This window comes from Flavobacterium sp. ACN6, assembly GCF_002304005.1.
Taxonomy (GTDB): domain Bacteria; phylum Bacteroidota; class Bacteroidia; order Flavobacteriales; family Flavobacteriaceae; genus Flavobacterium.
Genome location: NZ_MRCQ01000002.1, coordinates 271,386 through 296,401, shown reverse-complemented (window position 1 = coordinate 296,401; position 25,016 = coordinate 271,386). Strand labels below are relative to the sequence as shown.

At 33.3% G+C, this 25,016-nt stretch carries 23 protein-coding genes; 15 read left to right on the top strand and 8 right to left on the bottom strand.

Translation table 11 applies throughout. The features are described from left to right. Position 1: 1 nt before the first annotated feature. The 3 genes from cydB (at position 2) to BSF42_RS04215 (ending at position 2,685) form a co-directional block, all read left to right on the top strand. Complete coding sequence (gene cydB, locus BSF42_RS04225) at positions 2-1,078, top strand: cytochrome d ubiquinol oxidase subunit II (protein ID WP_095951872.1); 1,077 nt, start codon at positions 2-4, stop codon at positions 1,076-1,078. A gap of 274 nt (positions 1,079-1,352) precedes the next feature. Further along, positions 1,353-1,937: a hypothetical protein gene (locus tag BSF42_RS04220; protein ID WP_095951871.1), complete on the top strand. Its 585-nt coding sequence runs from the start codon at positions 1,353-1,355 to the stop codon at positions 1,935-1,937. Then, positions 1,927-2,685, top strand: coding sequence for a hypothetical protein (locus tag BSF42_RS04215; RefSeq protein WP_095951870.1), 759 nt, complete (start codon positions 1,927-1,929; stop codon positions 2,683-2,685). Before BSF42_RS04220 ends, BSF42_RS04215 begins: the two co-directional genes overlap by 11 nt. A gap of 420 nt (positions 2,686-3,105) precedes the next feature. Here BSF42_RS04215 and BSF42_RS22755 read toward each other — a convergent pair whose 3' ends face one another. After that, complete coding sequence (locus BSF42_RS22755) at positions 3,106-3,228, bottom strand: hypothetical protein (RefSeq protein ID WP_256385337.1); 123 nt, start codon at positions 3,226-3,228, stop codon at positions 3,106-3,108. A 412-nt stretch (positions 3,229-3,640) separates the two neighbouring features. On the opposite strand from BSF42_RS22755, the gene BSF42_RS04210 reads away from it, so the two are divergent. After that, positions 3,641-4,045: a hypothetical protein gene (locus BSF42_RS04210; RefSeq protein WP_095951869.1), complete on the top strand. Its 405-nt coding sequence runs from the start codon at positions 3,641-3,643 to the stop codon at positions 4,043-4,045. Between the two features lie 232 nt (positions 4,046-4,277). Beyond that, positions 4,278-4,664, top strand: a complete 387-nt coding sequence (locus tag BSF42_RS04205; RefSeq protein ID WP_095952065.1) for a helix-turn-helix transcriptional regulator — start codon at positions 4,278-4,280, stop codon at positions 4,662-4,664. A gap of 131 nt (positions 4,665-4,795) precedes the next feature. On the opposite strand, the gene BSF42_RS04200 is transcribed toward BSF42_RS04205, so the two are convergent. Both BSF42_RS04200 and BSF42_RS04195 read right to left on the bottom strand, forming a co-directional pair. Further along, a complete protein-coding gene (locus BSF42_RS04200; protein ID WP_095951868.1) occupies positions 4,796-5,581 on the bottom strand; it encodes a sulfite exporter TauE/SafE family protein in 786 nt (261 codons plus the stop codon). A gap of 261 nt (positions 5,582-5,842) precedes the next feature. Further along, complete coding sequence (locus BSF42_RS04195; RefSeq protein ID WP_095951867.1) at positions 5,843-6,469, bottom strand: Crp/Fnr family transcriptional regulator; 627 nt, start codon at positions 6,467-6,469, stop codon at positions 5,843-5,845. A gap of 364 nt (positions 6,470-6,833) precedes the next feature. Here BSF42_RS04195 and BSF42_RS04190 point away from each other — a divergent pair, with 364 nt between their 5' ends. The 4 genes from BSF42_RS04190 to BSF42_RS04175 all read left to right on the top strand — a co-directional run bounded on the left by BSF42_RS04190 (position 6,834) and on the right by BSF42_RS04175 (position 11,846). Continuing rightward, complete coding sequence (locus BSF42_RS04190) at positions 6,834-7,145, top strand: rhodanese-like domain-containing protein (protein WP_095951866.1); 312 nt, start codon at positions 6,834-6,836, stop codon at positions 7,143-7,145. A gap of 73 nt (positions 7,146-7,218) precedes the next feature. Beyond that, on the top strand, positions 7,219-8,799 hold the full coding sequence (locus BSF42_RS04185) for an NADP-dependent glyceraldehyde-3-phosphate dehydrogenase (protein ID WP_095951865.1): 1,581 nt from the start codon (positions 7,219-7,221) through the stop codon (positions 8,797-8,799). Between the two features lie 396 nt (positions 8,800-9,195). Next, positions 9,196-11,073, top strand: a complete 1,878-nt coding sequence (locus BSF42_RS04180) for a M1 family metallopeptidase (protein WP_095951864.1) — start codon at positions 9,196-9,198, stop codon at positions 11,071-11,073. A gap of 158 nt (positions 11,074-11,231) precedes the next feature. Further along, complete coding sequence (locus BSF42_RS04175) at positions 11,232-11,846, top strand: tetratricopeptide repeat protein (protein WP_095951863.1); 615 nt, start codon at positions 11,232-11,234, stop codon at positions 11,844-11,846. A 45-nt stretch (positions 11,847-11,891) separates the two neighbouring features. Here BSF42_RS04175 and BSF42_RS04170 read toward each other — a convergent pair whose 3' ends face one another. Further along, positions 11,892-12,455 carry an outer membrane beta-barrel protein gene (locus BSF42_RS04170; RefSeq protein ID WP_095951862.1) on the bottom strand — a complete coding sequence of 188 codons (564 nt, stop codon included), beginning with the start codon at positions 12,453-12,455 and terminating at the stop codon, positions 11,892-11,894. Positions 12,456-12,629: 174 nt separating this feature from the next. On the opposite strand from BSF42_RS04170, the gene BSF42_RS04165 reads away from it, so the two are divergent. The 5 genes from BSF42_RS04165 (at position 12,630) to BSF42_RS04145 (ending at position 19,541) form a co-directional block, all read left to right on the top strand. Further along, entirely contained in the window at positions 12,630-13,034 is a 405-nt protein-coding gene (locus BSF42_RS04165) for a GNAT family N-acetyltransferase (RefSeq protein WP_095952064.1), read from the top strand. A gap of 153 nt (positions 13,035-13,187) precedes the next feature. Further along, complete coding sequence (locus BSF42_RS04160) at positions 13,188-13,571, top strand: hypothetical protein (RefSeq protein WP_095952063.1); 384 nt, start codon at positions 13,188-13,190, stop codon at positions 13,569-13,571. Positions 13,572-13,751: 180 nt separating this feature from the next. Next, positions 13,752-14,834, top strand: coding sequence for an efflux RND transporter periplasmic adaptor subunit (locus BSF42_RS04155; RefSeq protein WP_095951861.1), 1,083 nt, complete (start codon positions 13,752-13,754; stop codon positions 14,832-14,834). A gap of 95 nt (positions 14,835-14,929) precedes the next feature. Continuing rightward, positions 14,930-18,097 (top strand): efflux RND transporter permease subunit, encoded by a 3,168-nt coding sequence (locus BSF42_RS04150; RefSeq protein WP_095951860.1) that lies wholly within the window; start codon positions 14,930-14,932, stop codon positions 18,095-18,097. Further along, positions 18,090-19,541 carry a TolC family protein gene (locus tag BSF42_RS04145; protein WP_095951859.1) on the top strand — a complete coding sequence of 484 codons (1,452 nt, stop codon included), beginning with the start codon at positions 18,090-18,092 and terminating at the stop codon, positions 19,539-19,541. The genes BSF42_RS04150 and BSF42_RS04145 overlap by 8 nt, the downstream gene beginning before the upstream one ends. Before the next feature lie 262 nt (positions 19,542-19,803). Here BSF42_RS04145 and BSF42_RS04140 read toward each other — a convergent pair whose 3' ends face one another. Next, positions 19,804-21,273 (bottom strand): ATP-binding protein, encoded by a 1,470-nt coding sequence (locus tag BSF42_RS04140; protein ID WP_371615087.1) that lies wholly within the window; start codon positions 21,271-21,273, stop codon positions 19,804-19,806. Positions 21,274-21,575: 302 nt separating this feature from the next. Continuing rightward, on the bottom strand, positions 21,576-21,758 hold the full coding sequence (locus tag BSF42_RS04135) for a hypothetical protein (protein WP_095951857.1): 183 nt from the start codon (positions 21,756-21,758) through the stop codon (positions 21,576-21,578). A gap of 1,048 nt (positions 21,759-22,806) precedes the next feature. On the opposite strand from BSF42_RS04135, the gene BSF42_RS04125 reads away from it, so the two are divergent. After that, a complete protein-coding gene (locus BSF42_RS04125; RefSeq protein ID WP_095951855.1) occupies positions 22,807-23,172 on the top strand; it encodes a hypothetical protein in 366 nt (121 codons plus the stop codon). A 69-nt stretch (positions 23,173-23,241) separates the two neighbouring features. Here BSF42_RS04125 and BSF42_RS04120 read toward each other — a convergent pair whose 3' ends face one another. Both BSF42_RS04120 and BSF42_RS04115 read right to left on the bottom strand, forming a co-directional pair. After that, positions 23,242-24,594 (bottom strand): GH1 family beta-glucosidase, encoded by a 1,353-nt coding sequence (locus BSF42_RS04120; RefSeq protein WP_095951854.1) that lies wholly within the window; start codon positions 24,592-24,594, stop codon positions 23,242-23,244. Between the two features lie 211 nt (positions 24,595-24,805). Further along, positions 24,806-25,015: a hypothetical protein gene (locus tag BSF42_RS04115; RefSeq protein ID WP_095951853.1), complete on the bottom strand. Its 210-nt coding sequence runs from the start codon at positions 25,013-25,015 to the stop codon at positions 24,806-24,808. Position 25,016: the final 1 nt, after the last annotated feature.

The window sequence follows — 25,016 nt, the reverse complement described above, 5'->3', positions numbered from 1 at the left end:
TATGGAATTTTTTTGGTACGTAGTTTTAATGGGGATTTTGGCCGTTTATCTCGTTTTAGATGGTTATGATTTTGGTGCAGGAATTATTCATTTATTTTTTGCGGATACGGAAAGAGATAAAAAAGTAATAACAAATTCGATTGGGCCATTTTGGGATGCCAATGAAGTTTGGCTGATTGCAGCAGGCGGTGTTTTGTTTTTTGCTTTTCCAACGCTGTATGCATCCTCTTTCAGCGGTTTTTATCTGCCTTTGATTATGATTTTATGGCTGTTGATTTTTCGTGCAATTGGTTTAGAAATGCGCGGACAGGTGCATCATCCTATGTGGGAAAGTATTTGGGATAAAGCTTTCGGAATTGCAAGTCTGCTTTTAGCTTTGTTTTTCGGAATTGCTTTGGGAAATATCGTTCGCGGTGTCAATCTCGGAATGGTTCAAAATGGCGTTTCTACTCAAGAAGCACATTATTTCTTTCTGCCTTTATGGAATCCAACATTTAGTCCGCAGGCAAATGAGTTGGGGATTATTGATTGGTTTACGCTTTTCCTCGGAATTGTGAGTGTTGTTGCTTTGACGATTCACGGTGCAAACTGGATTATTTATAAAACAAATTCTTCTCTGAATCCGAAACTTAAAAAAGTGGTTTTTGGGTTGAATATCGTGCTGTTGGTTTTAGTTTGTATTTCACTTCAAATTTGGCATTTTATCGAACCAAAGCCATTTCATAATTTTGTCGAAAATCCTATTTTATGGTTTTTCCCGCTAATGACTTTTGTTGGGATTTTAGGATTGTTTAAAGTCCGTTCGTTTCAAAAAGACGGTCACGGTTTTATATTTTCGACTTTATTTTTAGTCGGCGGATTTGCTTCTACAGCGGTTTCGATTTTTCCAAATGTGCTGCCTTCAACAAATAATGTAAATCCGTCCTTAACGATTTACAACACCGCAGCACACGAATACGGATTAAACGCTGGCTTGAGCTGGTTTTTTATCGCGTTATTTCTGGTCATTGTTTACTTTATTATTCAATATCGTGTATTCAGCGGGAAAATGGATGATATTGGATATGGGGAGCATTGAGTTTTTTGATTTTTTTTGCCACGAATCACGCTAATTTTCACTAATTAATTATATAAATTGCCTCCAGTTTTAACTGGAGGTTTTTGTTTAGATGCATTATAAGGCTTTAGCCAAAATAGTAAAGCTATTTAGGATCATCAAAAAGTTGCAGGTTGATCATTCAAAAAAATAAAATAGATTTTGGTACTATTTTACTTGCTTATTTCGTAAGTATTTTTGTTATTTGTCAAAAGATGGAAATCAAAATTTAATTAGTAAAAAGTAGTAATAATAAATGAAAAAAAAACACTTAGGAGTTATAATAAGTTTTTTGCTTTTTCTTCTAGTTGCTTTTATTATTTTAACTAAAGTGAATTTTCTAAATTATAGAAGTCCTAAAAACTATAGCGAAATAGATCATATTACTTTAAATGATTTTAGAGGATTAGAGTTTTTTCAAACTTCATTATACGGCAATGAGCATTTTGCATATATAAAGACGACAATTGACTATAGTTTTGAAAAAGATTCAGTAAGAGTTGAATCTTTTTTTCATCCATCTAGTTCTTATGTTTACAATAGAAAAGTTTTTAGCAATGAATTATTAAATCATGAATTATATCATTTTAAAATTACTGAGGCTTATACCAGAATGATTAAAAATGAAATCTCTAAAAGAAAGAATGTAAGTAAAAGAGAGATTGAAGATCTGATTGAAAATTTAAAAAATAGTGAAAGGCAATTTCAATGGAAATATGATGATGATACTTTTCATAGTTATGTTTTAAGAGAACAAAAGAAATATGAAAAAAATATTGATAGTTTATTAATGACACACATTAATTTTAAAACCCCGAAAGTTTATATATATGAAAAATAATAAAATGCTTTTTTTATCTCTTTTATTTTTAAGTTTAATTGGTTGTAAAGAGGAAAGTAAATTTCCACTGGATAAAAAATATTGGGATATTGAAGATTATGATTATGTTATTAGAGAAATAAAATTTGCTAATCCAGACGAAAAATTGCCAACATTTGATGATCCAGAAACGAAAGCAATAGTTGAAAAATTTACGGATGAACAAAATTTTAAAGTTGTACTAGATGATAATCAACTTGGTTTAAAGCATAGAAGTGAGTTAGGACAGCAGTTTTTTAATAAATGGAGAGATATGGTTACTATTTATAATGCAACAGATAGAACCGATAAATACCTATATGAAAAAGAATATCTCGAAGTTTATAATTTTGGATTAGAATTACAAATAAAATATTTTAAACTTGGTAATGACGAAATTATTGAAAGAGCTGATGATCCAAATTCGTTGTCAGTAATAAATACCGTAAACTCGAATACAGGAACATTAGTTAATAATATGATTCTTTATTTAAATGAAATAAATAACGAAAAAGCATATACTAACGCAGGTTTAGATTTACTAGCTAGCGGTATTGATACAAATTTTATAGAGTTGATAAATACTTATCCAAATTATGATTATAGTGATTTGGTTGAAAAAATTGATTTGATGCTTAAGAAAACTAAATCGGAAAATATAAAACAATCACTTACAAAATTAAAAGGACTTATTAAATCAAAGGAATCCAATAAGTCTGAAAAACTGTAAATATGACTTAATTTTTGAGCTTTGATATTTCTAATTTGATTATATAAATTGCCTCCAGTTTTAACTGGAGGTTTTTTGTTTAGATGGATCATAAGGCTTTAGCCAAAATAGTAAGTTTGGCTAAAGCCTTTTATTTGTATAGATTTGTTTATCTCCAGCTAAAGCTGGAGGCAATTCATTGAAAATTTTAAACGAAAATCATCATTTAATCTTTGTGTGCGTTAGGGATAGAAGCGGTATCTTTAATAATCTGATTATATAAATTGCCTCCAGTTTTAACTGGAGGTTTTCGTTTAGATTGATCATAAGGCTTTAGCCAAAATAGTAAAGTTTGGCTAAAGCCTTTTATTTGTATAAATTTGTTTATCTCCAGCTAAAGCTGGAGGCAATTCATTGAAAATTTTAAACGAAAATCATCATTTAATCTTTGTATCCGTTAGGGATAGAAGCGGTATCTTCAATAATCTGATTATAATAATTGCCTCCAGTTTTAACTGGAGGTTTTTGTTTAGAAGGATCATAAGGCTTTAGCCAAAATAGCAAGTTTGGCTAAAGCCTTTTATTTGTATAGATTTGTTTATCTCCAGCTAAAGCTGGAGGCAATTCATGGAAAATTTTAAACGAAAAACGTCATTTCATCCTAGTGTGCGTTAGGGATAGGAGCGGTATCCTTTTTCTTGTTCCTTTAACAAGAAAAAGATACAAGCGGATAGCCCGGCCGGAGGAAACGCCCAAAACAAAAATCTCCCGATTAAGGACATTTTAGTACTAATAAATAAAATAAACTTTCATTAAAGATTTAATTACAACTAACAGTTATATTCTATAATTTGAGTTGTAAGAAAAACAAGAAGTTAATGCTTAATATTGCGTAGCTAAGAATTTCCCCCCAATGATTCTTAAAAAATAATTTATACAAAAAACATTTAAATTTATTTTTTACCTACAATTTATTATGCCTTTAACAATTTTTCCCGACAAGATTAGATTTCACTACAAATCTGAAAGCTGGCAGTACAATTTTGATGAAATAAAAGAGATTGGACTGCTGAAAAAAAAGAAAAAATACTTTTTGGAAAACGGCGCTTTTATTGCCGTAACCGCGGCAGCTTACTACTGCATGATTTTCTTTGATCTAGAGAATCTTTATTATATTATTCCTGCAATTTTCTGCTACAGCCTGATAGTAGCGACAACATTTAGTGATAAAGAAGAATCTATTTATTTTGTTTTTGTAAAAGATATTTATAAAAATAAAATAAGAACCAAAATAGAATCTAAAGATCGTACTTTGATTGGTAAACAGATAGATTACTACTTAGAACTTCAGTTTGAAAGAAGTATAAAAAGAACTGCTTAAATAAAAATAGAGAAATATTTATATGTAATGTTTCCCGTTATGATATAGTTTTCATAATGGCAGTTTTATGTATGTTTATTTCAATAGTAAAGAAAAAATTAACGAACTGCTGCTTTATAAATTCCCAATTATAGAGCTGCTTAAATTACCCAAAAATAAGTATAGGTACGCTGTTAAAGAGTTTAACAGCTGGCTGTTTTAACTATACATGACCTCCAAATCAGAAAAAATTATGGCCGCAACGATTAAAAACAAGATTAAAAATATTAGAGAGTTAAAAAATTATACTCAAGAATACATGGCAGAAAGATTAGGTGTAACGCAGGCGGGTTACAGTAAAATTGAAAAAGGAAAAACTTCTTTGAGTTACGAAAAATTGGTTGAAATAGGAAGGATTTTGGATGTTAGAGTGGAAGATATTATAAGCTTTGACTACGATAAGTATTTCAATAATTTTAATAAAATTACAGGAAACAATAACGGAAGTATTTTGATTAATACTGATAACACTGCTATTTTAAAAGAGCTTTACGAAGACAAAATTCAGCTGCTGGAAAAACTTCTGAACCGAACCGAAAATGAGCTTGAACGTTATAAAGACAGGTTTGGAGAGATTTAAAACTTACTTTTTAGTTTCATCTTTGTCAAAGTGTAAAAACTTTGACAAAGATTACTCTACAAGTAAAACTAAATTCAAAATATTTAAATAAAAATCTAGACAGATTGGCGATCTGCTTCAAATTTTAAAAGTTAAAACAAAACTTCTTTTGTAATGATGTAAAAACCCATTACAAGCACAAACCATCCAAAAATTGGTTTTAGTTTTGAGCCATCGATTTTTGTAGAAAGTCGGCTCCCAATAATCATCCCGATTAAAGCCATGGCAGAAACACTTAGTAAAAATGTATAATCGATTGGTGTTCCGATATATAAGTCGCCTGCAAAACCTATTGAAGAATTAATTGTTATAATTAATAATGAAGTTCCAACAGCTTGCTTCATAGGTAAATTGGCGAAAAAAAGAAGCGCTGGAATAATTAAAAACCCGCCGCCCGCTCCTAGAAACCCAGTTACGATTCCGACTAAAAAGCCAATTAAGCTTAGCTGCAGATAATTGGTTTCGGTTGTTTTTATTTCTGGCTGATTTTTTTTGATCATCGAAATTGCTGCCGTAATCATTAATACAGAAAAGATAATCATGATCAGGAAATCTTTTGAGACGGTATAAGACGCTACACAAAATAAGGTTGCCGCAATTTGAGGAAATATGACTTCGCGAATAATTAAAATGGAAATAACCGACGGAACTGCAAAATACAAAGCCGATTTCAGTTTTAAGTTTCCCATTTTATAATGGCTGTAACTTCCTGATAAAGCAGTTAATCCAACAATGAATAAAGAGTATGACGTTGCCTGGTCTGGATTTACCTTAAATAAATAAACTAAAATAGGAATAGTCAGAATAGAACCGCCGCCACCAATTAAGCCAAGCGAAATTCCGATTATGATTGAAGCAAAAAATCCTAAATATTCCATTGCATTTATTTTGATGCAAAGTTGCTTCGGAAATTAGAATCCCACAGTAACATTTATCACAGAACGAGATTTTCTGTTTTTTTGACACAAATTCATTAATTCGCATGACACATTGAGCGAAGTCGAAATGCTTTGTAAGGCTTCGACTTCGCTCAGCCTGACAACAGGAAAAATTTTCGCCACGAATTCACGAATTAGTGCTAATTTTATTCGTTTCAGATTGAAAAAAATAAAATTCGTGAATTCGTGGCTAAAAAAAAACTATTTCAGTAACTCAATCTGGTTTCGGTTGAGTTTGACCAAACCTCGCTGTTCCATTTTTTTGAGTAATCTGGATACCACTTCTCTTGATGTATTTAGTTCTGTAGCAATTTCTTGATGCGATAAATTGACTTCAGAGCAACCGCAGGCATCAGAATGTCTTTTTAAGTAAAATTCTAAACGTTCATCCATAGAACGGAAAGCAATATTATCAACAACTTCCAGTACTTCTTCAAAACGGCTTCGGTAAGTTTCGATAACAAATTCGTACCAGCTTCTGTGTTCCATCATCCATTTGTCCATTAATTGCAGCGGAATCATCATTACAGAAACATCTTCTACAACTTTTGCCATAATCTGGCTTTTCTCGCTTTTGGCAGTACAAATCATCGAGATAGCACAGGCTTGTCCGGGCTGTAAATAATACATTAAGAATTCGCCGCCATCTTCGCCTTCGCGATAAATCTTGATTTTACCTTTGGTGATTAAAACGGTGTTTTTAATGTATTGTCCGGTACGCATTAAGATAGTGCCGGCTTCAAAATCCTGAAGACTTCCGTTTTCTTCAATAGTTGCGATAAGTTCACTGGAGAAATTAGGAAAGATATTTTGTAATGAATTTTGCATTGAATTAAATGATTTTATCAAATCGAGCAGCGTAAGATTGTAAACTTTGCTTGAACTGACAGATGTTTTTTAATATCTTTAGTTTTATCAAAAAGAGATTAAAATATATAATTTTTTACAAAGATAATAGATTGAAATGGTATTGATTGGCATAAAACTATATTTAAGATGTATTTTGTGTAAATGAAAAAATCCTATTTTCTATCGATTTTGTGGACTGAATTTTTAAAAATAGTAAGTAAATTTGTAAATCACTGATTATAATAGTTTCTCTAAAACGTTTTCTGAGAATTATAATCGAAATCGCATTTGGTACGTTTTTTATAGAAAGAAACGTCGTAATTTTACAAAAAGACATTTTATTATGAATTTATCACAAGAAGATTGGGTTGCACAGTTAGAGGCTGACGAAAATGCAGTTATACTTGACGTAAGAACTGAAGACGAATTTAATGACGGCTATATTGAAAATGCTTTAAACATTGATATCAATAAAGGGCAGGGGTTTATTTATGAAATCGAAGAATTAGACAAAAATAAAAATTACTATGTATACTGCCGTTCTGGTGCTAGAAGTGCAAAAGCATGTCAGGTAATGAACGAATTGGGTATACAAAATGCTTACAATCTGCTTGGCGGAATCCTGGATTGGGAAGGCGAAACAGTACAACCATAAAAGGAGAAGAGGCATATTAAAGCCTCTTTTTTCTTTTGAAAATAGAATTACCAGACTATTAAACAACCAAATTATGAGTTTTATACCAGAAGAATATCAGATAAATACGCTGATAAATCAAGATACTTATCTTGTAAATGGAGAATTGAAACAATGGACAGGGCAAACCACACCTGTGTTTTCAACTATTTCTTCAACTGAAAAATATTCACCGACTTTACTGGGATCTATTCCTTTTATGGGAGATAAAGAAGCAGCAGAAGTTGTCGAAGCTGCTACCAATGCATACGATATGGGCCAAGGCTTATGGCCGACTATGAAAGTAGCGGATCGTATAAAAAGCATGGAAAATTTTGTGAAACAAATGAAAGAAACCCGCGAAGAAGTGGTTAAACTTTTGATGTGGGAAATTGGAAAAAACCTTGGAGATTCACAAAAAGAATTCGACAGAACTGTAGAATATATTTACGATACTATTGACAGCTACAAGGAATTAAACGGACGCAGTTCGCATTTTGAAAAAGTACAAGGTGTAAACGCAATGATTCGCCGCGGACCTCTTGGAGTTGTATTGTGTCTTGGACCTTACAATTATCCTTTAAACGAGACTTTTTCATTGTTGATTCCTGCTTTAATTATGGGAAATACGGTGATTTTTAAACCGGCTAAACATGGTGTTTTATGTATTTCGCCATTATTAGAAGCTTTTAGAAGCAGTTTTCCAAAAGGCGTAATCAATATTGTTTACGGTAGAGGGCGTGAAGTGGCTTCTCCGATTATGAAATCTGGAAAAATTGATGTTTTGGCATTAATTGGAAACAGTAAATCGGCGATTGCTTTACAAGATCAGCATCCAAACAAAAATAGACTGCGTTTAATTTTAGGTTTAGAAGCCAAAAATCCAGCCATTATTTTACCAGATGCCGATTTAGATTTGGCTATCCAAGAATGTATTGCAGGAACTTTATCGTTTAACGGGCAGCGTTGTACGGCTTTAAAAGTGTTATATGTTCATGAATCTATTAGAGAAGAATTCAACAGACGTTTTGCTGAAAAGGTAGATGCATTGACTTTTGGAAATCCTTGGGAAAAAGGAGTTTCATTAACACCGCTTCCAGAAACAGATAAACCAAATTATATTCAAGGTTTAATTGATGATGCAACCGGAAAAGGCGCAAAAATTATTAATGAAAAAGGAGGAAAACATACTGATAATTATATTTTTCCAGCAGTTTTATATCCTGTAAATAAGGAAATGCGCGTTTATCATGAAGAACAATTTGGACCCGTAATTCCAGTACTTTCTTTTACAGATATTAAAGAACCTTTAGTTGATATGGCAGAATCCAATTATGGACAGCAAGTAAGTTTGTTTGGTAAAGACATCAAAACACTTGCACCGCTTATTGATGCCTTGGTAAATTTAGTTTGCAGAGTAAACCTTAACAGCTCATGCCAAAGAGGGCCGGATGCATTCCCTTTTACAGGCCGTAAAGATTCGGCCGTAGGAACTTTGAGTATTCCAGATGCTTTACGTTCTTTCTCCATTCGTACGTTTGTAGCTTCAAAAGATATCGATTATAATAATGAGATTCTGCAGGAATTGCTTAACAGCAAAGAATCAAATTTTATTAATACCGACTATATTTTGTAGTAATCAAGGTTATATATTAATTGTAGATACCGTCTGTTTCTTTTGAAGCAGGCGGTTTTTTTTTAAGGTGCTGAGAGGCTGAGGTGCTGAGGTGCTAAGTTTTTACTGTTATGAGTTATCCATTAACAATGGATTATAACCCATCAACCACAAAGCACAAACTATCAACCATTAACAATTAACCGCCAACCATCAACCATCAACCACAAACCATCAACCACAAACTACAAACTACAAACTACAAACTACAAACTACAAACTACAAACTACAAACTATCAACCATTAACAATTAACCACTAACAATTAACAATTAATAATTAAATTTGTAACATTAGCAGAAAAAAATACACTAACTGTTATCAAAAACTAAACTTTAATCGACCTAAGAATTACTTATGGAAAAGAAAATATTGCAATTTGCAGTAATAGCATTTGTCTTTTTTACCCAAAACAGCTTTGCGCAAGAACTTTACATGCCAAGAAATATTAAAAAAGCTTACGCAGAAGGAACCCGTTCTAAAGACGGAAAACCCGGAAAGAACTATTGGCAGAATCACGGAAAATACAATATGGAAATTTCTGTAGATCCGAAAACGAGACTTGTCAGCGGAACAGAAACTATTATTTACGAAAACAACAGTAAAGATACTTTAAGAAACATAGCCATTCGTTTTGTAAACAATCTTCATAAACCATCTGCTCCTCGCGGCGGAGGTGTAAGCGATGATTTTTTAAGCGAAGGTTTAACTATTACGTCGTTAAAAATAGAAAATGAAGTGTATAAAGAAGACGCGAAAAACTGGGGAACAGTTGGAAATGTAAAATTGAAAAAAGTCATTTTACCGCACTCTAAAATTGTCTTAAACATTCAGTGGAATTATCCTTTGTCTAAAGAAAGCGGGAGAGAAGGACAAATAGACGAAACTACTTTTTTTGTAGCCTACAGCTATCCGCGTGTTTCGGTTTTTGATGATTACAACGGCTGGGACAGATTACCGCATACAGATCGCCAGGAGTTTTATAATGATTTTAATGATTATGTTTTCTCTGTTAAAGCACCTAAAAATTATGTGGTTTATGCGACAGGAGATTTATTAAATCCAGATGAGGTTTTACAGCCGGAATTTGCGGCACGTTTAAAAAAATCATATACAACAGATGAAATTCTGCATATTGCTAATGAGCAGGAAATGAAAAGCGGTATTGTAACCAAACAATACGATTGGAATGTTTGGAAGTTTGAAGCGAAAAATATTTCAGATGTAACTTTTGGTTTAAGCGATCATTATTTATGGGATGCCAGCAGTGTTGTTGTAGATAAAAAAACAAACCGTCGCGCGAGCGTTCAGGCAGCATATAATATTACCGGAACAGACTTTGTAAATTCGGTAAAAAACAACCAATATGCATTAGATTGGTTTTCTAACAACTGGCCTGGAGTTCCATATCCGTTTTCTAAAATGACAGCTTTCCAAGGTTTTGCAGATATGGAATACCCAATGATGTGTAACGATTCGCAAATGGGAGATCCTGTTTTCGCTCAATTGGTACAAGATCACGAAGTGGCACATACCTATTTCCCTTTTTATATGGGAATCAACGAAACGCGTTATGCTTTTATGGATGAAGGCTGGGCAACAACTTTTGAGTATTTAATTGGAATTGCAGAACATGGAAAAGAAGCTGCAGATAAATTTTATAAAGATTTTAGAGTAAAAGGATATATAAATGATCGTTCTGCTGAAGAAGATCAGCCGATAATCTCTATGTCGACACAAGTTTCTGGAGCGGGATATGGCAATAATTCATACGGAAAAGCTTCTCTTTCTTATTTGGCTTTAAAAGATATGCTTGGAGATGATTTGTTCAAAAAAGCACTTCACGAGTATATGGATACTTGGAATGGAAAACATCCAATTCCATGGGATTATTTTAATTCATTTAATACCTCAACAGGAAAAAATCTAAACTGGTTTTTCAATAATTGGTTTTTCACGAACAATTATCTTGACATTGCAGTTAAAGGTGTTTCTGCTGATAAAAAAGCTATTACAGTAGAAAACATTGGAGGTTTTGCTATTCCTTTTGATGTCATCATTACTTATGCAGATAAATCAAAAGCAACAATACATCAAACTCCTGCTATTTGGGAAAAGAATCCAAAAACAGCGAAAATCAGTCTGAAAAGCACAAAAAAAATTGAACAGATAGAATTGGATGGAGGTATTTTTATGGATGCAACTCCAGAAAATAATATATTACATTTGAAATAGTTAGACTGCTTTTTTAATATAGTAAAACGTCTTTTTCCAATAGGAAAGAGACGTTTTTTTATTTTGATTCAATAAAAATAAATTTGTTTTATTGTAAAAGTAGGAAAATATATCTAAAAAAGATATTTTTGCCCAATAATAGATAATATACTAATTTTATGAAAAAGACATTTCTACTGATTGTTTTGTTGATGGCTTTTGCGTCTTATGCACAGAGTGATCATAAAACTGTTTTCCAAAAAAATAAATATGACTTAGCTGTTTCTTATTATAAAAAGGCTGATTTTGTTAAAGCTATTGAATTATTTTCTTTTGCTGCTAAAATTAAGCCTGAAAATGAAATTGCTCAAGAATCGATTAAAAAAGTAGATACTTTACGAGAGGTTTTACGAAAAGAGATTCTCGACCAAGCCGTTGGAACTTGGAAAAAATCTGGAAGTCAGCCACTTTGGGCAACAACTTCTGTCGCAGCTGCCAATCAAACAAACGTTGACGAATTTATTGAAATTAATGAAAATGAGATTTTGTTTTACGAAGTGGATCGAAAAACAAAACAAAAGAAAGTTCTAAAAACAGAGAACTTAGTTTATAATGATAAAAAATGTGCAGTATCGTTATTTTCAGAAATTATACTTTCAGACGGAACGATTTGGAACTGCAGTATAAACCAAAAATCAAATGTACTGCATGTAATTAATGTTGCGGTTAAAACAAAAAAAGGTATTGAAAAAATTGATACTGATAATTTAGAAAGTTACTACATTAAGATATAACGGAAAGGGAATCAAATTGATTCCTTTTTTTATGATTTTATATTTTTACAAGAATTTAAATCCGAGCGAAAAATTGGTTATGCCTGTTTTAATTTCGCCATTAGATGAATCAATATCTGTTAATCCCGCTAGATATCTTAAGTCAAAAGTCAATTTCCAGATATCAACTCCAACACCGCCAAGAACACTATGATTGTTCTTTTCAAGTGCAATAGAATTAAGATTATTATTGGTACTAATGTCTGAATAATTTTTCCAGTTATAGCCCACAAACAGTCGCACATTTCCAGCTTTTCCAAGTGGGATAAGTTTATATCCTGCAATTAAAGTTGCATCTGTTCCTCCCAATTTAAATTCGGTTTCTCCAATACCATCTTGATAAACGCTGAAATTAGATTTTGCATAACCAAATTCCCCTTGACCATAAAAAAGTAAAAGATTTACTCGGGCAAAAGCTGTAAAACCAATTCCAGTATTGGTGTGATCTGAGCTGAAATTTTTGGCATTTACAGAAGTAATATTGGTAGAAATCTGTGGTCCGATTTGTATTAGCTGCGCAAAACCATTTACACAAATACATAAAAATACTGCTAAAAAGAATTTTTTCATAACGGAATTTATTTGATTTTGGTCTTATAAAAATAATCATAAATCATTTAAATTGAATGATTTATCTGATTTATTTTCTTGTAAACTTTTAAACTTAAATTTTACGTTCCATCTTTAAGCTTTTCTGTTTCAGATAAAAATGCGTTACTTTTGATGAACTTCAATAAAACGAAAATGGAAATCAAAACAATTACTGCATCCGATACTTGGCAGATCAGGCACGAAGTGATGTGGCCAGAGCAGCCTTTTGAATTCGTACAGATGGAAGAAGATAATTTCGGACTGCATTATGGTGCTTTTGAAGACGATAAATTAGTGTCAATTGTTTCTTGTTTTATAAGTGGAGAGGAGATGCAGTTTAGAAAATTAGCTACTTTAATTGAATATCAAGGCAGAGGAATTGCATCAGAATTATTAAATCATATTTTAAACTCTGCAAGAGAAAAACAATTGAAAAAAGTTTGGTGTAATGCCAGAGCAGAAAAAAAACAATTCTACGAAAAATTCGGCATGGAAGATACTGGAGAAGTTTTTACTAAAGCAGGACAGGAATACGTAATTATGCAGGTTGTGTTTTAAGTAATTGGTTTGTAATGTTTTGTGTTTGTTTGTAGTGCAAAACAATAACTTTTAAAATTATTTTAAAGGGAAAACGTTTTCGTTTGCGATTACATGTTAAGACTTTCTTATTTTATTTTTTTTATTCCAATCTTTTATTACTTTCGCACCCAAATGAGAAAGTTAATAGTATTTTTAGTATTCATGAATATGCTTCTGCTTGGCGGAGGTCAATATCTTAATGCAAATACTTTTGAACTACCTCAGCACCATAATCTTGAAAAGAAACATCATGTTAAATTCACCAGTCAAGATCGTGGATCTTCAACTATAGAAGATGCCGCTGATATTGATATTGAGGAAGATCTTCTAGGAAATGATGATGTTGATGGACTTACGAATAAATTTTTTGCTGCGTCTTACAGCCTTGTAGACGACTTGTATCTGTCTTTATCAGATCAATCTCTTGCAAATGATTCCAATCGTTTTAAAATTTCTACGCCTGCATTAGGGCATTCAAATCCTTTATACATTACTCAACGAGTATTAAGAATTTGATTTAAAAGTATACATTGGTTGCCTAAGTTGCGATCCTGCATATCTTGCTGCTGTATTTTTTTTTTCTACTTCCGCTTATATGACAATTAAGGTCAGACCAAGGCTTACTGATGTTTTAACCATCTTTAAGGAATCTCTGTATTCCAAGCATTCAATCGCTTAATTTCCATTTAAAAAATCATGAAAAGAATCATCTTGTTCGCAGGCTTTATGGCCTTGGTGTGCTTAACCAGTTGTACACAAAAAAAAGAAGAAAAAGAAGAAGCGGAAAAGTTTACTGTAACAAATCCGGTAAGAATTGACACTTCGTTTACGAAGGAATACGTTTCGCAGATTAAATCTGTTCGAAACATCGAAATCCGCGCCCAGGAAAAAGGGTTTTTACAAAATATTTATGTTGACGAAGGACAGTTTGTAAAAAAAGGCCAGCTGTTGTTTAGAATTATGCCAAACATGTATCAGGCTGAATTACTTAAAGCTCAGGCTGAACAAAAATCTGTAGAAATTGAATTGCAGAATTCTAAATTACTGGCAGATAAAAATATCGTTTCAAGAAACGAATTAACTGTTGCTCAGGCAAAATTACAATCGGCAAAAGCTGAAGTTGCTTTGGCAAAATTACACTTATCATTTACTGAAATCAGAGCGCCGTTTGACGGAACAATTGACAGAATTCCATTAAAATTGGGAAGTTTGATCGATGAAGGCGAATTATTGACAAGCCTTTCAGACAACAGCCAGATGTTTGCTTATTTTAATGTTTCTGAACCAGAATATCTTCAATACGAAACAAACGTAAAAGATCGTGCAGATAACAAAGTAAATTTAGTTTTGGCTAACGGAGACACTTTTAAAGACAAAGGAAATGTTGAAGTTATAGAAAGTGAATTTAATAATGAAACTGGAAATATTGCTTTTAGAGCAAGATTCCCTAACTCAGGAAAATTACTTAGAAACGGTGAAACTGGCCAAGTGCAGATGAATGTTCCTTTGAAAAATGCTATTGTAATTCCACAAAAAGCTACTTACGAAATTCAGGATAAAAAGTATGTTTTTGTTATAGATAAAAACGATAAAGTAAGCTCTAGAGAAATCACAATTACAGGTGAAATTCCTGATTTATATGTGATCAAAAGCGGCCTTAATGAAAGTGACAAAATCTTGCTTGAAGGCGTTCAGAAGGTAAAAGAAAATGACAAAATTAAATACGGATTTGAATCTCCTAAAAAGGTAATTAATAACCTGCGCTTAAAAGCAGAATAAATCAGTGTTCAGTCGCAGTTTTTAGTGTTCAGTTTTAAAAATGTGATGTTAATTTATTGATTTCCTTTTAGTTTTAATCATTAAAAAATATAAAAATGTTTAATAAATTTATACAAAGACCAGTATTGTCGATAGTGATATCGCTGATAATTGTCTTTTTAGGGGTTTTGTCTGTATTGAATTTACCAATTACGCAATTCCCTACCATTTCACCTCCAATGGTGAATGTGACTGCCGATTATCCAGGATCTAATGGTGAATTGATGGTTAAAGCCGTAGTTATTCCCTTGGAAAGAGCCTTAAATGGAGTTCCAGGAATGAAATACATGGCTTCTGATGCTGGAAATGATGGTGAAGCTACAATAAAAGTGGTTTTCAACTTGGGAACAGATCCAAATCAGGCGGCGATTAATGTTCAGAACCGTGTGGCTTCGGTTACCAATAAATTACCTCCATTGGTAATTAGAGAAGGAATCAAAATTACAAGAGAAGTACCGAGTATGTTGATGTACGTGAACCTTTACAGTACAGACAAAAATACCGACATGAAGTTCTTGTATAACTATGCCGATATCAATGTGCTTTCAGAATTAAAAAGGGTAAATGGTATTGGTTCCGGAGATATCTTAGGAACACGTGAATATGCCATGCGTATTTGGTTGAAACCAGATCGTATGCTGGCTTATAAAATTTCTGCTGATGAAATAATGGAAGCATTATCAAGTCAGAGTTTGGAAGCTTCTCCGGGAAAAACGGGGGAAAGTTCTGGTAAACGTTCTCAGGCATTTGAGTATGTTTTGAAATATTCAGGACGTTTTACAACAAAAGAACAATATGAGAATATTGTAGTAAAAGCAAATCCAAACGGAGAACTTTTGAGATTGAAAGATGTTGCTAAAGTGGAGTTTGGAAGTTCGATGTACGATATATATTCGAATTTGAACGGAAGACCATCTGCAGCTATTGTATTAAAACAATCTTTTGGATCTAATGCCAATCAGGTTATTGAAGAAGTGAAGGCTAAACTGGAAAAAATCAAACAAAGATTTCCAAAAGGGATGGATTATGAAATTTCGTATGACGTTTCTAAATTCTTGGATGCTTCTATAGAAAAAGTAATTCATACTTTGGTTGAAGCATTTATTCTCGTTGGTTTAGTAGTTTTCCTTTTCTTAGGAGACTGGCGTTCTACGATTATTCCGGCAATTGCAGTACCAGTTTCGTTAATTGGAACCTTTGTATTCATGACGTTTTTTGATATTTCATTGAACTTGATTACGCTATTTGCTTTGGTTTTGGCAATTGGAGTCGTCGTCGATGATGCGATTGTAGTTATCGAAGCCGTTCACGCCAAGATGGAAGAAGAACATCTCTCGCCAATTAAAGCTACCAAAAAAGCGATGCATGAAATTGCTGGAGCTATTATAGCAATTACATTCTTAATGGCGGCGGTATTTATTCCTGTTGCTTTTATGTCAGGTCCAGTTGGGGTATTTTACAGACAGTTCTCTGTAACGATGGCAACTGCAATTATCCTTTCAGGTATTGTGGCTTTGACATTGACACCGGCACTTTGTGCAATGATGTTAAAAAATAATCACGGTAAACCTAAAAAGAAAACACCAGCCAATAGATTTATTGATGCTTTCAACGAAAAGTTCAATTTAGCGCAAGGTAAATATCAAAATTTATTAGCTAAAATTGTTGATAGAAGAGTTGTGACTATTGTGGCACTTTTAGCTTTCTGTGCGGGAACATGGATAATAAGCAGCAACGTTCCTTCTGGATTTATTCCGAATGAGGATCAGGGAATGTTTTATGCTGTAATTCAGACACCTCCGGGTTCGTCTTTAGAAAGAACAAATAATATTGCAGAGAAAGTTCAAAAAATTGCAGAAGATATTGATGGAGTAAAATCTGTTTCTTCATTAGCCGGTTATGAAATTTTGTCTGAAGGTACAGGAGCAAACTCAGGAACTTGTTTGGTCAACCTGAAAGACTGGAGCGACAGAAAAGAATCTGTTGTGGAGATCATGCATGAAATGGAAGAAAAATGTAAAGATATTACGGGGGCTAATATCGAATTCTTCCAGCCGCCTGCTGTACCTGGATATGGAGCCGCGGGAGGATTTGAACTTCGTTTACTTGACAAAACCGGTTCTGTAGATTATAAGAAAATGGAACAAGTAAATAACGATTTTGTTGCTGAATTGAATAAACAGCCAGAATTATCAAACGTATTTAGTTTTTATAGTTCTAGTTTCCCTCAATACATGATGAAAGTCGACAATGATTTGGCGCAGCAAAAAGGGGTTTCTATCGAAAATGCCATGAATACGCTGTCAACTCTTGTGGGAAGTAACTACGAAATCAGTTTTATTAAATTCGGAATCAACTATAAAGTAATTGTTCAGGCTTCACCAGAATATCGTGCACAGCCAGATGATATCTTAAAATTGTATGTGAAAAACGATCGTGATGAAATGGTGCCTTTTTCTGCTTTTATGAAATTAGAAAAAGTATATGGACTTTCAGAAATTACACGTCACAATATGTATACCTCAACTCAGATCAGTGGTTCTCCAGCGGCGGGTTATAGTTCTGGTACTGCGATTAAAGTAATTCAGAAAGTAGCTGCTGAAAAATTACCAAGAGGATACGACATTGACTGGGCAGGTATTTCTGCCGATGAGGTGGCACAGGGAAATCAGGCAATTTGGGTATTCTTAATCTGTTTAGGATTCGTTTATCTAGTTCTTGCTGCACAGTATGAAAGTTTTATTCTTCCGTTATCTGTAATTCTTTCTTTACCAGCGGGTATTTTTGGAGCTTTCCTTTTATTAAAATTAACAGGATTAGAAAACAATATTTATGCGCAGGTTGCCATGGTAATGCTTATTGGGTTACTTGGTAAAAATGCCGTACTGATTGTAGAGTTTGCGATTCAGCGACATGCTGCGGGTTTATCTGTTTTACAAGCTGCAATGGAAGGAGCAAAAGCAAGGTTCCGTCCAATCTTGATGACATCGTTTGCTTTTATTGCAGGTTTATTACCACTTGCTTTTGCTAGTGGTCCAGGTAAAATTGGTAACAGAACGATTGGTACTGCCGCCGCGGGAGGTATGCTTATCGGAACTATTTGCGGTGTATTTGTGATTCCTGGATTGTATTTCATATTTGCAAAAATTGCAGAGAAACACAAACTGGTAAAACATGAAGAAGAGAATCCATTAACAGAAGAAATTGATAACAATCATGTATAAATTCAAAACCTATCAATATGGTATTGCGTTGGGGATTTGTCTTATGGCTGCAGGTTGCAAAACCCCTGCGCCTGAGGCAGCAATAACAACAAGCGCACCAGTTCCTGAATCATTTGGCACAACAGTTCAAAATCAGGACGCAAACAATAATACGGCAGCTTTAAACTGGAAAGATTATTTTAAAGATCAGAATCTGGTAGATTTAATAGATATTGCCATAAAAAACAATCAGGAGTTAAATATCACTTTACAGGAAATTGAAATCGCAAAGAATGATATTCGTGTAAGAAAAGGGCTTTTACTTCCAACAGCTGGTATTCGTGCTGGAGCTGGAGTAGAAAAAGTGGGTAGATATACAAGCCAAGGTGCTGGTGATGCCACAACAGAGATTAAACCAGGTATAGAAACCCCAGATCCGTTGGGAGATTTTACTATTTCGGCATACGCAAATTGGGAAGTAGACATCTGGAAAAAACTGCGCAATTCTAAAAAAGCAGCACTAAACAGATATTTAGCTTCTGTTGAAGGTAAAAACTTTGTTATTACAAACCTCATCGCTGAAGTGGCTGATTCTTATTATGAATTAATCGCTTTAGACAATCAGTTGGATATTGTAAAACAAACGATCAAATTGCAGACCAATGCCTTAGAGATTGTAAAAGTGCAAAAGCAGGCTGCAAGAGCAACAGAATTGGGAGTTAAGAAGTTTGAAGCAGAAGTTTTAACTTCACAAAGTATGGAGTTTGATATCTTACAGCAGATAAAAGAGACAGAAAACAAAATCAACTTTTTGTTAGGAAGATATCCTCAGGAAATTAAGAGAACCAATAACAATAATTTCTTAAGCTTGCTTCCAGCAGTTGTAAGTTCTGGAATTCCGTCTCAGTTGTTAGCAAATCGCCCAGATATTAAACAGGCAGAATTGGAATTAGTAGCAGCAAAATTAGATGTAAAAGTAGCTCGTGCAGAGTTTTATCCATCTTTGGATATTTCGGCAGCAATTGGTGTGCAGGCTTTTAAACCTTCTTATTTGTTTACAATGCCAGAATCTCTTTTATATTCATTAGCAGGAGATCTTGTGGCGCCATTAATTAACAGAAATGCAATTAAAGCTGAGTTTGCAAGCGCCAATTCGAGACAGCTTCAGGCTTTATACAATTACGATCGTACGGTTTTAAATGCGTATTTAGAAGTTTCAAATCAATTGTCTAAGATCGAGAATCTTCAAAAAGGATATGACCTTAAAGCGAAACAAGTAGATGCTTTAAATACTTCTATTGATGTTTCAAACGATTTGTTTAAATCGGCTAGAGTAGATTATTTTGAAGTTTTAATGACACAGCGCGATGCATTAGAAGCAAAATTAGAATTAGTGGATACTAAAAAAGAACAATTAAATGCTGCAGTCCATGTTTATAGAGACTTGGGCGGCGGATGGAAATAAGATTGCCAATTAATTTGTAGAAAGAAAGCCTTTTGAGAGTAACATCTTGAAAGGCTTTTTTTATTTAAAAAACAACATTCCATACAAATGTCTCATCGGTAGAAAAAAATTGAATTAATATTAATACGTTGCGTAGGAACGTTTGATTAATAGGGAAAGAGTTGTATTCCGTAAAAAGAGGTGTTTTTACAGGAGACAATGAAAAACAAAACGTTTTTTCTACCGATGAGATATTCCTGCGGAATATGAAATTTCCTGTTGTTTATTCGGGTATAACTATTTTTACTTTAAAGCCCTTATCAGGTTCTGTATCGATATCAATAGTTCCTTTAACGGCCTGAGCACGATTTACCATGTTCTGAAGACCATTTCTTGCAATATTACTTTTTTCACAGCCTTTTCCGTTATCTGTATAATTTATTAGAACTGATTTTTGGTCACTGTCAAATTTTATTACAACAAGGCTGGCTTGACTGTGTTTCTTCATATTGACCATTAATTCCTGTAAAATTCGGCTGATGGTAACTTTTTTTACTTCGTCCATTACCTCCCAATTAACATTTTCGATATTAGTAGCCATAATATTTCTTTCGGCCGTATTATAAGCAGAAAGCATTTCTTTAATGCTTTTTGTAAAATTTACCCCCGTATCAATGCTGTTGTTTTCTCTTGAAATCCCTCTCACGCGTCCGTAAATATCATCTAATTTTTGGAGCAGGTTCTCTTTCGTATTTTCTTTAGCTAGTGGCTGAGATTCAGCAAAAGCTATTACTTGAAAGACATCATTTGCAAGTTCGTCATGAATTTTTTTAGCAATTCGAGTTTCAGTATCATACGAAGACTTAAATTCGATAGCCTTGTTCTTATTTTTATAATAGCGGATTAAAATTGCTATAAGAATCACTAAAAAAACAAACACAATTACAAAAACAATTCGCATATATTTCGCTCTTTGAAGAGACAAGAGATTTTCTGCCTTTTCTAAACGAAGCTTTTCGTTCTCATCTTTTTCTTTTTTAGCGTCGTATTTTATTTTAGCAGATTTATTTTTAAAGTTGTTTCTAACTTTAATAATACTATCGTTTAGTTTAAAATACTTTTGCACATATTTAGTGTCACGAGTACTGTGATTATTAGAAATCAAAATTTGAAGTGCTTCTAGTCTTTCGTCAATACTATTTAGTTTGGTAGCTGTAGTGTAAGCCAAAAGAGCATTTTGATCCGATTTTTGAAGGTCTTTTTTAGCATAATAATCGGCAAGGTGCAAGTAACTTTCAATGCTTGCGTAAGCATCATGGATATCATTTTTTAACTGTAAACCTTCATTCATTAAATTGAATCCTTTTTTATCCAAACCATTTTTAAAATAAGCATAGCCTAAATTGTCTTGTATTCTGGCTTTAGAACTGGCTTTAGTTTTTTTCTCTAAAAATTTTTTGTTTAAAAGTGATTCTAGAATAGTAATTGCCTCATCATACTTTTTTTGTTGAATATATACAGTTGCAATATTGCTTAGAGGGGCGTGTTTCTCTTCAAGATCTTTTGAGTCTTTAACTGATTCTTTATAGTAGAAAATGGCATCATCGTAAAGCGAAAGTTCCTTGTCAGCAATCCCTAATATGTTATTGATACAACTTATATGATCTTTATTCTTTTTAGCATAAGGTAATGCTTCAGTTACTGTTTCCTTACTACCGTAATAATCTCCATTGGTTTGCTGGATAGCTGCCATTTGAATAAGTATATAAGAAATATTGGCACTGTCTTTTAGCGTTTCAAAAAGTAGTTTAGATTTGTTAAAGTCATAAAAAGCGGTGTTGAAGTTTTGTTTTTGATAATTTTCATCAGCCTTATCTCGTAAACTAAGTGCCTCTTTTCGTATAGATTCGATATTGAGATTAGAGCTCTTTTCTTCTTTACAGGAAAAAAGAAAAAGAAGTATAATAAAATAAAAAAACGGGGACCGTAACATATAAATTTACTTTCCCCGAAAATAGTAATTAATTAGATACTAAAAATATATATTTAATAAGCTTATGGCTTTACTGGTGGTTTTGGCACCTCACCAGGACCATCAGGGTCTGGTGTTGGAGGTTCAGGACCCACTGGCGGTGAGAAGTTGATATCCTTCTTTGGCAGCGTTTCGTACTCGTCAGGAGTACAAGAAAATATAGAGAACAGTGACGCAAAAGCGAACAATAGTATTAGTTTTTTCATTTTGATTTAATTTAGAAATTAGACATAGGTGTGGCTGTCTGGAATGATCCAGAGAATAGTAAGGCGACACCAAATTGATTTTGGGAAGTGTTGCGTGTAGAATCGTAAGACGTATTTTATACTTCCCGAATAAACTCGGTCTTACGTTTTTTCACACTGATAATTAGAACTAGTTTTTATTTTGTTTTAGTCTGCAGACAAAACTGGTACTAATTTCTTTGGCAAAGGAATGGCGTTTCAAGCTATTGTAGATAAGGAATTCCCAGAATTCCCGCGTTTCCTTAAGATTCCCGCGAATTCCCAATTACATAAACAAGAAAGCCTGCTTTGAGTTTTTAAATTATTATTTAGGTTTAGATAGTCTCTACTTTAATAGATGTAATAAGTCGAGAAAAAGTTGGTTTCGGACTTTAAATAATATACAAATAATATAGAATTGTTGAAAGAATTGAAAGTGCTGAAAAGAATTTGATTAGCGAAGTTGAAAATACTGGCATATAAAAGGGTTTTGGTGAATAATAAAAATGAAGAGGCGAAAGAAGTTTCCAGAAGAGGAAATCTTTTCTAAATTTTGCAGACCTATTTTCTAAAAATAGTAGAAGATAAAGCCGAGAAAAATAATTAGGATTGAAATTGGAGCGGCTGCTCGAGTAATTTTTCTGTGTTGGTAATTTCTACAGAAAAGAAATTAGAAAGAATAATTTCTAAATGAAAGTGTGAAGCATTCTGAAAAATAAAATGCTTGAAGTGGTAAAAAGAATAATTTTTTAAGGCGTAATTTAGGCATTTAAATAGTTTGTTTTTTGGCATATATTATCTGTTATTTATACTATAAAGATAAGAAAAAAATCCCGATAAACCTAATGAATATCAATAAAATAACGATTTTTTTTTGCTCTAAAATCCATTTTTTTTGAAAGTTTTTTTACTGCTGACTGCTAGTTTTTCAGAGAAGCTAAACTTCCCTTTTAAGCAGCAGATTTGTTATAAAATTATTTATATTTATAAGATATTTTGATTCTAATATTATCCGTTTAAAAATACTTTTATGAAAAAGCTTATTTTACTATTAATTGTTTTATGCACTTTTGGCTGTAAAAAATATGTAGTCTCGTTTGAACAGCCCACAAATATGAAACTCGATAACTTAAAACTCGAAGTACTTCTGGATAAAAAGAAAGTTAAGGAAATTAACTTAAAAGCAACAAATGCACTGCCTTCTTATGAAACAGTGGCACTATCGACATCAGATGATGGAAAACATCTGCTGCAGGTTAAGGTAAGAGATACAATTTTCAGCTATGATGTAAAATATCCCGAAGAAAAATATATTATCGTGACAGCGCATTTAAAACAAAACGGCAAGATCCATGTCGGCATTTTAAAACAGAATTATAAATTTAGATTTCTGTAATAGATAATCTGATTTCAAAAGCAAAAAGCCTTTCACGTGAAAGGCTTTTATATTTTTAAAGAATCTCTTTTAAGATAAAAAATCCTTAAACCATAATCCTGAGTTTTTAATGGTTCGTTTCTGGGTTTCAAAATCTACATGAATTAATCCGAAACGGGCATTGTAACCCTCGGCCCATTCGAAGTTATCGGTTAAACTCCACACAAAATAACCTTCAACATTTAAACCTTCTTCTTTTGCTTTTAGGATTTGTTCTAAATGATCCTGAATGTAATGTGTTCGCTTGATGTCGAATACTTTTCCGTTGGTAACCGTATCGGCAAAAGCGGCGCCGTTTTCGGTAATAATAATTTTTCGGATTCCTTTGTATTCATTAAACTTTTTGAGAACATGATATAAAGCTGGCGGATAAACTTCCCAGCCCATTTCGGTAGAAATCACATTTCGTTTTTCGGCGCTTACTAATTCGGCGCCAATATACGGAATCAGCATGGCCGATTTAACGACTTCTCGGGTGTAACATTGCAGGCCTATAAAATCAAAATCGAAATCGAGATTGTTTAAATCGTCTTCTAAAATATAATTGTTTAGTTTTTTAAGAACCGGAAGATCTTTCTGCGGATAGCCCAAACCTAAAATCGGTTCGATAAAAGTTCTGTTCAGTAAAGTATCAACACGTTTTGCTGCTTCAATATCTTTAGCACTTTGTGTCGCAGGTTCGATATGCGTGCACGAAAAGGTAGTTCCGATATTTGCATCGGGAATTCTGTTTCGTACAATCTTCGCGCCGGCAGCGGTTGCCAAAGTAACATGATGCATCGCTTTTAAGTAATTTGAAATTCCTTTTTTTCCTGGTGCATGAATGCCTAGAAAATATCCCGCGCCTGTAAAAACAGAAGGTTCATTAATTACCATCCAGTTTTTAACACGATCGCCAAAATACTGTGCACAAACCTCTACATATTCTGAAAACCAAGAAACCGATTCGCGGTTGGTCCAGCCTCCTTTTACTTCGAGGGCGTGCGGTAAATCCCAATGGTAAAGTGTAATCCAAGGTTCGATTCCAGATGCCAGTAACGAATCGATAATTTTATTGTAATAATCAATTCCGGCTTGATTTACAGGATGAATACCAGTTGGCATAATCCGAGGCCAGCTGATAGAAAACCTAAAATTTGGAATATTCAATTCCCGAATCAGATCAATATCATTTTGGTAGGAGTTGTAGAAATCGCAAGCGGTGAGGGCATGATGGCCGTTTTTTATTTTTCCCTTTTGAGAGGTAAATACATCCCAAATAGAAGAACCTTTTCCGTCAGAATCATGTGCACCTTCAATTTGGAAAGCGGCGGTAGAAACACCCCACAAGAAATCTTCACCAAATTGGTTTTTGTTCAAAAATGAGTTTTCAATTTTATTCATTCAATAGTACTTTCCTTTATTTTTAAATAGTTTATTAATGAAGGAAAGAAGATTGCATAGCTCTTAAAAAAAGCCATTCTTTGAATGATACGAGGAATTTTAGGTTAAAGAATTTCATAACGATTAGTTTTATATCAAATTAATAAAACTAATGTGAATTTATTGTAAAGTGATTATTATCAAATGATTAAATAAGAAATGGGAAGCTGAATTAATCTTCCCATCCGCATAATGTAAGGCCGTAACCCTGCGCTTGTTTGAGGGATGTTTTGACCACTCCGTGACTGCAGGAAGATAATCCGCGGCAGGTTTCTTTATAATGATATTTTTTGGCGCCAGTAGAACCACAAATAAATACAGTGGTTTCTGGCGGATGAAATGAGGTAAAAAAAACAAAAAGTATAAGTAGAGTATATTTCATT